Annotated in this window: 10 protein-coding genes, 4 tRNA genes and 1 rRNA gene; 3 read left to right on the top strand and 12 right to left on the bottom strand. The window is 23.6% G+C overall.

Annotated elements, in window-relative coordinates:
- Positions 1-187 (bottom strand): 16S ribosomal RNA (locus BU00_RS0102325); the annotation flags it as partial.
- A 228-nt stretch (positions 188-415) separates the two neighbouring features.
- Here BU00_RS0102325 and rbfA point away from each other — a divergent pair.
- Complete coding sequence (gene rbfA, locus BU00_RS0102320) at positions 416-754, top strand: 30S ribosome-binding factor RbfA (RefSeq protein WP_027121327.1); 339 nt, start codon at positions 416-418, stop codon at positions 752-754.
- A gap of 5 nt (positions 755-759) precedes the next feature.
- On the opposite strand, the gene BU00_RS0102315 is transcribed toward rbfA, so the two are convergent.
- The 11 genes from BU00_RS0102315 to BU00_RS0102265 form a co-directional block, all read right to left on the bottom strand.
- On the bottom strand, positions 760-1,953 hold the full coding sequence (locus tag BU00_RS0102315) for a hypothetical protein (RefSeq protein ID WP_027121326.1): 1,194 nt from the start codon (positions 1,951-1,953) through the stop codon (positions 760-762).
- Entirely contained in the window at positions 1,931-2,332 is a 402-nt protein-coding gene (locus tag BU00_RS0102310) for a hypothetical protein (protein ID WP_027121325.1), read from the bottom strand. Before BU00_RS0102310 ends, BU00_RS0102315 begins: the two co-directional genes overlap by 23 nt.
- A 2-nt stretch (positions 2,333-2,334) precedes the next feature.
- Positions 2,335-3,513 carry a YitT family protein gene (locus BU00_RS0102305; RefSeq protein WP_027121324.1) on the bottom strand — a complete coding sequence of 393 codons (1,179 nt, stop codon included), beginning with the start codon at positions 3,511-3,513 and terminating at the stop codon, positions 2,335-2,337.
- A 71-nt stretch (positions 3,514-3,584) separates the two neighbouring features.
- Positions 3,585-3,660 (bottom strand) — tRNA-Lys (locus tag BU00_RS0102300).
- Between the two features lie 6 nt (positions 3,661-3,666).
- Positions 3,667-3,752, bottom strand: a tRNA-Leu gene (locus BU00_RS0102295).
- 95 nt (positions 3,753-3,847) lie between these two features.
- Positions 3,848-3,924 (bottom strand) — tRNA-Ile (locus tag BU00_RS0102290).
- 58 nt (positions 3,925-3,982) lie between these two features.
- On the bottom strand, positions 3,983-4,378 hold the full coding sequence (gene rpsI / locus BU00_RS0102285; protein WP_027121323.1) for a 30S ribosomal protein S9: 396 nt from the start codon (positions 4,376-4,378) through the stop codon (positions 3,983-3,985).
- Positions 4,378-4,812 (bottom strand): 50S ribosomal protein L13, encoded by a 435-nt coding sequence (gene rplM, locus BU00_RS0102280; RefSeq protein ID WP_027121322.1) that lies wholly within the window; start codon positions 4,810-4,812, stop codon positions 4,378-4,380. Before rplM ends, rpsI begins: the two co-directional genes overlap by 1 nt.
- A gap of 176 nt (positions 4,813-4,988) precedes the next feature.
- On the bottom strand, positions 4,989-6,302 hold the full coding sequence (tig, locus tag BU00_RS0102275; RefSeq protein WP_027121321.1) for a trigger factor: 1,314 nt from the start codon (positions 6,300-6,302) through the stop codon (positions 4,989-4,991).
- 53 nt (positions 6,303-6,355) lie between these two features.
- Positions 6,356-7,354, bottom strand: coding sequence for an NAD(P)H-dependent glycerol-3-phosphate dehydrogenase (locus tag BU00_RS04960; RefSeq protein WP_027121320.1), 999 nt, complete (start codon positions 7,352-7,354; stop codon positions 6,356-6,358).
- Positions 7,355-7,396: 42 nt separating this feature from the next.
- Positions 7,397-7,471 (bottom strand) — tRNA-Trp (locus tag BU00_RS0102265).
- A gap of 228 nt (positions 7,472-7,699) precedes the next feature.
- Here BU00_RS0102265 and dcm_N point away from each other — a divergent pair.
- The gene (gene dcm_N, locus BU00_RS04955; protein WP_084477545.1) at positions 7,700-8,884 is read left to right on the top strand and encodes a DNA (cytosine-5-)-methyltransferase N-terminal subunit; all 1,185 of its coding nucleotides are present in this window, start codon (positions 7,700-7,702) and stop codon (positions 8,882-8,884) included.
- Positions 8,875-10,041, top strand: a complete 1,167-nt coding sequence (locus BU00_RS0102255) for an MAG4270 family putative restriction endonuclease (RefSeq protein WP_027121318.1) — start codon at positions 8,875-8,877, stop codon at positions 10,039-10,041. Before dcm_N ends, BU00_RS0102255 begins: the two co-directional genes overlap by 10 nt.
- The last annotated feature ends 467 nt before the right edge of the window (positions 10,042-10,508 follow it).

Below are 10,508 nucleotides of genomic sequence, written 5' to 3'. Positions count from 1 at the left end.
TTTCATGCGAAAAATATAAGTATCCGGTATTAGCGATAATTTCTCATCGTTGTCCCAATCTAAAGAGTACGTTAAGTACGTGTTACTCACCCATTCGCCGCTAAGTTCTAAAAGAACTCCGCTCGACATGCATGTATTAGGCACACAGCCAGCGTTCATCCTGAGCCAGGATCAAACTCTCGAAAAAATTGACTGTCATGTTTGTGTATCTAGATTTCAAAGAACTTTTTTTAATTGCTTTACTATTATAATTGCTTTTTTTTAAAAACAAAATTTTTTTTACTTTTTTTAATAAAATTTAAAAATGGTTTATTTATCCATACAAAAATATAAAAATTTTAAAATTTTTTAATGTTCTTCGTAATTCCTAAATAAAATAAAAAATAAAAATAATTTTATATATTATAATAAATATATGAATGAAATAGCTTTAAGAAAAAAAGAAACTGTATTGCATAATCTTTTGTCCAAAATTATTTTTGAAAACATAAATAATAGTAATATTAATAACGTTACTATTATTGATGTAAAATTAACTTCTGATTTAAGTTTTGTTAAGGTTTTTGTTTCAATAGATTCAAATGAAAATAAAGGAATTATAGCCTTAAATAATGCTTCTGGTTTTATACGTTCTATTCTTTCTAAATCGCTTGATTGAAGAAAGGTTCCAAAAGTGATTTTTGAACTTGATCAGGTTTCAAAAACAGGTTTAAAAATCGATGAATTAATCAAGCAGATTCAAAATGAAAAATAAGTCTTTTAAGACTTATTTTTCATTACATAATTATCAATTATTAAATCTATATCTTTGGTTATATCATTGTTTTTTATATATTTTTTTATTTCTTTTAAATAATTATGAAAATCGTTTAAATGATAATTGTTTTTGTGATTATCAATAAAATTTGTTTGAATATAATTTGTAAAATCACTACTAAATAATTCATAATTTGGTTGTAAGACAATCTTTTTTAAATTTTGTAAGAACTCATCATTAAAATTTGTTCTTCATAAGTTTTCAGAAACTAGATAAATATAGTCTATTTGCAATTTTAATGAATTATATTTTTCATCATTTAGTATGGGAACAAATTTTAATGTTTCATAATATGTTTCATTAACTTTTTTTAAAATGAGTCCATAATTACTTATAGTTTCTGATAATAAAGAAAAAATTAATCCAATATTGTTTTTCATATATTTAGCTTCAATATTTTGTACTTTTTCTTGTGCTTCCTTATTTAAACTTTCTTTTCATTTGTCTAAATTATTAGAAAAATCTACTAAATGATTATGTAGCAAGGTAAATTCATTTATATTATTATTATTATCTAAATGATAAAAATCTTTAAAATGATTTTTTATATTAAATAACACCCTAAAATTTTCATTCGCATCATTAAGTTTATCAAATTCTTCAAGCATTAATTCGTACAATTTAGCTTGATATTTTAATTTATTTATATTCAATCTTGAAATTGCTCGTGTAAATTCACCCGCTGCAACAAATTCGACACCACCTTGTGCATCAATAATAATATAATATGCCATAGCGTGGTTAGACTTTATTCCTTTTTCAGGATCATTAATATTTTTTATTTTTCTAAATTCATTTTCTATAAAATTAATTTCTTGAACTCTTTGTTCAAATTTACCAAAAAGATCTAAAACATGACCTTCTTTTAAGTCGAATTGCAAACTAGTATTAAATAATTCATTATATGTTTTTTCGAAATTATCAATAAAATTTTTATAAACAGGAATAAAAAATTTCAAATTAGGATTATTTTCTTGTTTTATTTCAACAAAATGTTTTTTTTCTTGATCTAATAATTTTTGAAATTTTTTATCATTTGAATCAAAAATGCATGAAGTAGTTATTATAGGAGCGATAAATAATTGTAAAGAAAAAAAACTTAAAAAGAGTTTTTTATATTTTGGTATCTTTATCATTTGTCCTCATTAATTCTATACTTCATTTTTCATTCAAGTCATTAATAAAGAAAATTTTTTGTTTTTCTTTTAAGTCAAATTTATCGAAAATTAAAGTGAGTTTTTTATTATCAAACTCTTTTATTTTTATTTGCTGATTATTATCGTATGAAATATAAATGGATGTAAATTTATCTCATCTTATATTATTATTCTTATTCATTTCAATTCTAATTGTATTAGTTTTTTCATCTGAATAATATTTTTTAATGCTTGGTGTCATTTTTTTATTATTAATATCACTTCTAATTAAATAAATAATAGGTGGTATAGATAAACCACTTAAAAATGTTAATGCAATAATAAAACTTAATAAAAATTTTTTAGTATTTTTGATCATAGTTACTCCTCTATGAATAAATATCCATCACCTTTTTTAATATCTATAACAGAAATAAATAGATTCTCATTTATAGATTTTATTACTTCAAACAAACCAACAGCATCTAAATATTGTGTATTTGTTGTAATCATATATTGTTTTTTCTTTGTATAACCTCCTAATACTTGATGTATTGAAAAGGTATAAATTCTGTGCGATTCATTATTAATATTTTCAATTAATTCTAAAGGTTTCTCGCAATAAACTTGTATTTGTACAACTTTATATTTTGGATATGTTAAATTAACAAATGCTGCATTTAAAAGAATTAAAAAAATTGATGAAACAAAATTTGGGTTGAAAAATAAATCAAAACCTCAAGGATTATTTAATAAAAAGATTTTACTAGAATCTTGTGTTTTATTTAAATATTCTGAAATTGAAAGGGATGTAGGTATATATGTTCCAATCATATTAGAAATAATAAGTGTTATAAAATTTAAAATAAAAAAGATGCTTGCTAGGTCTCTTGATTTATTTTTTGCTTCATACATTCCATAAATATCAAAACCGCCAGTTGATCCCCCAATGATTAATGTAGCAACAATACTAAAACTTTGAATTAAACCTGATGAAATTCCATATAAAAAGATAGAGACTTGTTTAAAGTTATCAATTGGATTATTTCATAGTACAACCTTTATATTTTGTTCACTTAAAAAATAAAATTTATTTTCTATCGAACTAAAATCTTCAAAAATATTTGAATCAAGGTTTGCAAATACAAAGATTTTTTCAATCCCTGGAATTGAAGCAAAAACAAAACCTGATAATGAATATGATGTAATAAATAAAATGTTTCAATATGTAAATGGTTTGCTTATTTTAAAGTAAGACAGGATAAATAATGGAATATTCATTATAAAAAATAAAATTCAAAAAACTAAATTAAAAACTCAATATTTATTTGTTAAATAATAAAGTAAATTGCCAAGTGCTTGACTAATACCTTCAATCCCTAATGCATACAAACCCACATTTTGTAAAAATAAAACACCAAAAAAAGATGTTATCATAGCAAGAAACACTAGTGTTAAAACTTTTTGATGTGGTTTTTTTATTTTGTATAAAAAACTCATTATTAACAATGAAGTTTTTATCCTTTTTCTTGTATATTGAGGTACTTTTCTTGAATTCATATTTTATATTATATAAAATAAAAATAATAAAAAAAAGAAGTTTTAACTTCTTTTTGGTCAAATTAATGAAATGGTACGTCCTAGAGGATTCGAACCTCTGACCCAATGGTTAAAAGCCATTTGCTCTACCTGCTGAGCTAAGGACGCACATTTTGGTGCCCAGGACTGGACTTGAACCAGCACGGTCTTGCGACCGAGGGATTTTAAGTCCCTTGCGTCTACCATTCCGCCACCTGGGCATTTCTTAATTGCTGTATTATTATAACATATAAAATTAAAAACCAAATAAAAAAATAAAAAAATCCTTTTTAGGATTTTTCGATCATTTTTGATATGGTGCGAACGAATGGACTCGAACCATCGACCTCACGATTATCAGTCGTGTGCTCTAACCAGCTGAGCTACGCTCGCATAAGCGAGATTATTATAACATAAAGTTAAAATAATCAAACTTTATTATTTAATAAAATTAACGTTTTGAGAATTGTCTTGCACGACGAGCTGCACGTAAACCAGGTTTTTTACGTTCTTTAGCACGAGCATCTCTTGTTAGCATTCCAGCAGATTTAAGAACAGCACGGTAGTCTTGACTTGCTTCTAATAAAGCTCTTGCTATACCTAGTCTAATTGCTCCTGCTTGACCACTTAATCCACCACCAGAAACAATAACTGAAATATCAAATGTTCCTTGTGTTTCTGTTAAAACTAAAGGTTGATTAGCATCTTTTAAGTAAATATCAGAAGTTAAATATTCACGTGCATCACGTTTATTAATTAAAAACTTACCTTTTCCTGGTGTTAATTTAACACGAGCAACAGAAGATTTTCTTCTCCCTAATCCACGGTATTCTAAATTTTTACTCATTATTTAACCTCTAATCTTTCTGGTTTTTGTGCTTCATGATTGTGTTCTGGTCCTGCATAAACAAATAAATTACGACGTTGTTTGTTTCCTAGTTTTGTATGAGGAATCATTCCACTTACAGCTTTTTCAATTAGTGCTGTAGGTCTTTTTACTCTTAATTTAGCTGCAGTTATACTTTTTAAACCACCTGGATATCCAGAATGTGAGTAGTAAATTTTTTGTTCTTCTTTTTTACCAGTTATTTTAATTTTAGCAGCATTAACAACAATAACATTGTCACCCATATCTGCATGTGGTGTAAATGTTGGTTTGTTTTTTCCTCTTAAAACAGAAGCAACAAAAGCTGATAAACGACCAAGTACTTGACCTTCTGCGTCTATAACATATCATTTTTTATTTGCATCTTGTGTATTAACAATTGTAGTTTGTCTCATACATCCTCCTACGTTAATTTTGAAAATTATTGCTTTTTTAAATTTTGCTTTTATATTATAACACAAAGTTATTTTTTTATAAAAAATTAAAATTTATTAAAAAGTACTATTTTTAGGGTCTTTTATAGTAAATAAAATATACAAATCATAAAATGATTTGTATAAAAATGTTTTTTTTATTTAACAGAAATTAACTGTTTGATAAATTTTTCCATTCCTTTTAATGCTTTTGATTCAACTAATTCTAAAACTAAATATGGTGTTAATAATGAACGAATATTTTTAAGCGATTCATCATTTCTGTTTGCTTCTGATAACGAATTAAATAACGATTGTTCCATTTCTTCTGCTTTTTTAAAATTAACACTTTTAATAATGAATTCAACAGCAAGATTTTTAGAAACTTCTTTTGTTGCTAAATCTTTGAATTCTTTTTCTAATTTTTCTTCTGATGTTTTAACTAATTGTAAATATTCTGTTTTTTTCATTCCGTATTCTTTTAATGAGTTGTAGAAATCTTTTTTATGTTTTTCATAACTTGATTTAATTACAAGATCGCTTAAAACAGGTTTTTCAATATTTAATATTTCTTCAATTAATTCATCTTCAAATTTTTTGTAAGCATTGAAAACAATCTCTTTTTCTTTTACTTTAGAAATTAAAGCTTTTAATTCCTCAAAATTTGAAACATTACTAATTCCAAGTTTTGATATTAATTCATTATTTAATTCTGGTTTTTCTTTACGTGTAATTTTGTTAATTTTTACTTGGAATACTGCTTCTTTATTTCTATATTCTTCAACAAAATATGATTCAGGGAAAGTTACTACAACATCACCACTATAACCTAATTTTTTACCAATAAGTTGATCTTCGAATCCAGGAATGAATGTATTTGAACCAAGTTTTAAATCGTAACCTTGTGCTTCCCCACCTTCAAACGCTTCATTGTTAATAAATCCTTTAAAGTCAATATTTACAAGATCACCATTTTCTGTTTTAACTTTTTCATCTTTTATTTCTTTGTCAATTGCTAAATTTTCTTTAAATTTTTCAACTTCTTCTTCAACATCTTTTTCTGTTAATTTTGGCATTTTAAATGTTGCTTTAATCTTTTTAAAATCAACTTTATTAAATTCTGGTAAAATCGCAAATTCTAAACCGATAAGTGTTTCTTTTTTGTTTGCGTTATCAAAATAAACAGTGTAGTCTTTAAAATAAATTGGTAAATTATTTTTTTCAATATATTTAATAAAATCATTAAAGTTTTTATTAACAATATCATTAATAACTTTATTAATTGCATCTAAGGTATTAACATATTGTAATCTTTTTTCTAATGGAGCTTTACCAGGTCTATATCCTGGTACTTTAACTTTTTTAGCTAATTCATTTTGTTTTTCATCTGTTAAATTTTTAAATTCTTCTGTTTTAATTTTTGTAAAAACGGTACAACTTGATTTATCTTTATTTATTTCGTGTTTAATCATTTTTAACTCCTACTTAACAATATTTTTATAATTAAAATAAATTAATTAAAATTTTACAGTATTTTTAAAAAATCTGTTATTTCTTTAACACTTTTTTTATTAAATAATATATCTATAATGTTTTGAAAAAAGTGTTTTGTGTTCTTTTGTTTTAAAAGTATTTTTTCTAAAGTTTTTGCTGTTTCATAACCTTCGACGGTTGTGTTTATTTCTTTTAAAGCTTGATCAATTCCTTTTTCACTAATAAGCAGTCCAAAACTAAAATTTCTACTATTAGAATTTGTACAAGTTAGAATAATATCTCCTATTGCTCCATATTCATATGCAATATCTATATTATCTTCTTTTGTATATTCTTTGTATATTTCAATTATTTCTTGATAACCTTTTGTTACTAATGAAGCAATCTTATTTTTGCTATCTGAATTATATGCAGCAATCCCCATACCAATTGCCAAAACATTCTTTAAGGCACTAAAAATTTCACAACCTATAACATTTTTATTATATTCAAGGCGAAAATATTCATTATTAAAAAAACTTTTTACTTCTCTTGCAAATAATCCATCATCAGAAACAATATTAATAATTGTTGTTTGTTTATAAAAGACTTCATTAGCAAATGAAGGTCCTAAAATCGTTGCTAAGTAATTCAAATTTTTAGCAAAATTTTCTTTTATAAATTGACTAAAAAATAAATTTGTTTGAGACTCTATGCCTTTTGATAAATTTAATATACTTATTTTTTTATTACCTAAAATTTTAGAAATAGATAGTAAAACAGATTTTAGTGCATTTGATGGTATTGCTAAAACAAGTATTTCTGAATTATTAACTACAAAATCTAAATCATTTGTCGCTAATATACTTGATTTAATACTAAATTTAGCATTACCGAAATATTTAGAATTTCTTTTATTATAATTTATATCATTTATTTCTGATTCGTTTATTCCATACATAATAACGTCAGTACGATTATCTAATAAAACATTTGCAAGAGCACTTCCATATGCACCAGTACCAATAAAACCAAACTTGTATTTTTTCATATTAAATATTTTACTATTATTTAAAAAAAGAATATAAAAAAATGGCAGGAGTAACAGGATTCGAACCCATAACACACGGGGTTGAAGCCCGTTGTTCTACCGTTGAACTATACTCCTACAACTTTCTATATTATACCATAATTTTTTATTTTGGTGATTTAAATTTATCATATATAATTCAATTGTCCTTTCGTTTTTGACTATTACTATATTTTATCAGATGGGACAAAAAACCACGAGCAAGTTGAAACTTGCTCGTGGTTTTTTAATTACCTATTATTTTTTAATTTATGAATACTTAAAATTAAAATAAATAAAATAATTCTTTTACGATAAAATAATTAAATGAAAAATATTAAAATTTTTGAAGCTTTTTCAGGCATCGGTTCACAATATAGAGCTCTTAAAAATATTGAAAAAAAACTTAATTTTAAAGTACAAAGTCTTGGTTTTATTGAATGATATATTGACGCTATTATATCTTATGAAATAATACATAACAAAATATTAAAACCTGATGACAAAACAAGTATAGAAATAATTAGGGATAAAATGTCAAGATTAACACTTAGTTCAGATAGTAAAAATAAAGTTTCAAAAACATATTTTGAAAGAATGAAAGAAGAAAGAATCAGATCCCTTTTTCCATATTTTAAAAATTTTATTCTTACTAATAAGATGGAGAGAGAGAGAGAGAGAGAGAGGGTTTATTATAGTGATATAAAAAGTGTATACAAATTACCAAAAGACATAGATATATTTACTTATTCATTTCCTTGTCAAGATCTTTCTCAACAAGGTAAACAGAGAGGTATAGTAAAGGGTTCAAGAAGTGGTTTATTATTTGAAGTACAAAGATTATTAGAAAATTCAATTCAATCTTTACCAAAAGTTTTATTACTTGAAAATGTAAAGGCATTAGGAAGTTCTAAATTTTTAAACGCTTTAAATGATTGAATTTCATTTTTAAATAATTTAGGTTATACATCTTGTTGAAAAATATTAAATGCATCTGATTATGGTTCGGCACAAAACAGAGAAAGACTTTTTATGGTTTCAATCTTAAATCCTAAAAAAGATTTTGTTTGACCTGAAAAATTTTCTGAAATTAAAACATTAGAAGAAATTATAGATGAAAAATATAACAAAAATTATAAAAATTTAAATTATTTACTAAATAAACAAAGAACAGATTTTAAAACAACAAAGTCAAATATTAATAAAGCATTATTATTAAATCATACAAATTTTAACTCTGAAAACTACTTATACTTACCGAAGGGTTATGGACCAACACTTACTGCTTCTGGAGCTAATTCAAGAATTAAATTTTATTTTGAAAAGACTAATTCGATACGCGAAATTAATGAAATAGAATCATACAAATATATGGGTTTTTACGAAAAAGATGCATTAAAAGTAAAAGAATCCAAGTTAGTGAGTAATTCTAAAATGATTTTTACTTGTGGTAATTCTATATCTGTTGAAGTTTTACAAGTTTTATTCGAAGAAATTTTAAAATGCATTTAGAACCAAAAAATATTAATTATTTAAGAAAATATAGTTTTGAAATTAAATCAAGAAGCTTTAACAAGAATTATAATAAATCGAAATTTATTGGAAAAATAGAATTTATTTATGATTCAAGAATTTTTGTCCTTATAGCTTATAGAATTATTATATCTGAGTGTTGAATAGATTTAGCAACAACAGAAAGTTGATTGGATTCAAAAAATAGTAGTTTTAAAAGAAGAGATGAATTGTTTACAAAACTTAATTTAGAACAAATAGTAAGGTCAAATTCTACAAAAAATAAGATAGTTCATATTAATGATGTTGGTAGACTAAAAATCATTAATGATTATTTAGAAAATGAATATAAAAGTACTATAAAAAATGTTGACTCACTTTTCTCTGGTTCAAATCCTTCTGGTGAACTTTCTAATAGTAAAAAAGCTCCTATTATTGCAAAAGATCCACAAAACATAATTGATAAAAATTTTGCAATATTTTTTAAAAACTACTCTATATTCGAAGAAAAAAATTATTCATTTAAAGATTATTGATCAGATTTAATTTATCAAGAAATAAAATATGAAAACTATTTTAATTCAATTGCTAATTCTAAAAATGAAAATATTAAAAAGCTAGTAAAATTCATTAAAAAACTAAATCAAAATAATGATAATCATACAGGAAAATTAATTGTTAATTTTATTAAACAAATTGTTGATATTCAAAAGATAAATAATAAAATTGCTCAAAAAAGAAGAGAATTTGCTAAAAATATTAAAAATAAAAAAGAAGATATTTTTGAATTTACTTCTCTTGTTTTGAAAGAAAATGCACATATTTACAGTGTAAGTAATATAAAAAATAAAATTATTCAAGAAATAATTGAAAATTCTTTTGATATTGAAAATAAAAGAATAAAAGAATTATTTAATTATATTTCTGATGAAAATAATTATCTTAATTTAGATTCTAATTTACACACAATTTTTGATAAAGAATATTTTACTTACGATGATACAAACGGAAAAATAATAATACTAAATGAAGAAAAAATTAATCAGTCAAAACTTTTAGATTTACTAAATAATAATTATAGTGTTATACCTCGAAAATACTTAAATGAAAGGAGAAGATATTTTTTGAATTTGAGAAATAAAAATCTTTTTAAGTAAAAAATTTAATATTTATTAAAATTCAATATAAAATATTTTTTACACACTTTTTTTATTAATCTTTTATAATTTAAAAAAATAAAAAGAAAGGAATAAAATGAAAAACAAAGGGACTGTACGATATTTTGTGTAAATTCTCATAAACTTATTTTTTGATAATAAGAGAATTGCGATAGCAAAACACAAATCTGGTCTAATTATAACAAAAAACCAAACAAAAAGCAAAAATGCGGAAACTTAATTTTCCGCTTTTTGTTTTGTTTGGTTTTTGTTGTTTTTAACCCTTCCGTCCCTTGATTGCAATCAAGGGAGACCTTACTTTTTTGAAAAAAAGTAAGACAAAAAACTTTGTAATAAAATGTTTATTTTTCTTTAAAAATTATTAATAATTGACTTAATATTTGACCTCAGTTAGGAGTTATTTTATCTCATTTTTGTAGTTGATTTGTTATACCAAAGTACACTGA

It is taken from the genome of Mycoplasma leonicaptivi ATCC 49890 (assembly GCF_000622205.1).
GTDB classification, from domain to species: Bacteria; Bacillota_I; Bacilli_A; order Mycoplasmatales; family Metamycoplasmataceae; genus Mycoplasmopsis; species Mycoplasmopsis leonicaptivi.
This window is presented reverse-complemented; position numbering and strand designations above follow the sequence as displayed.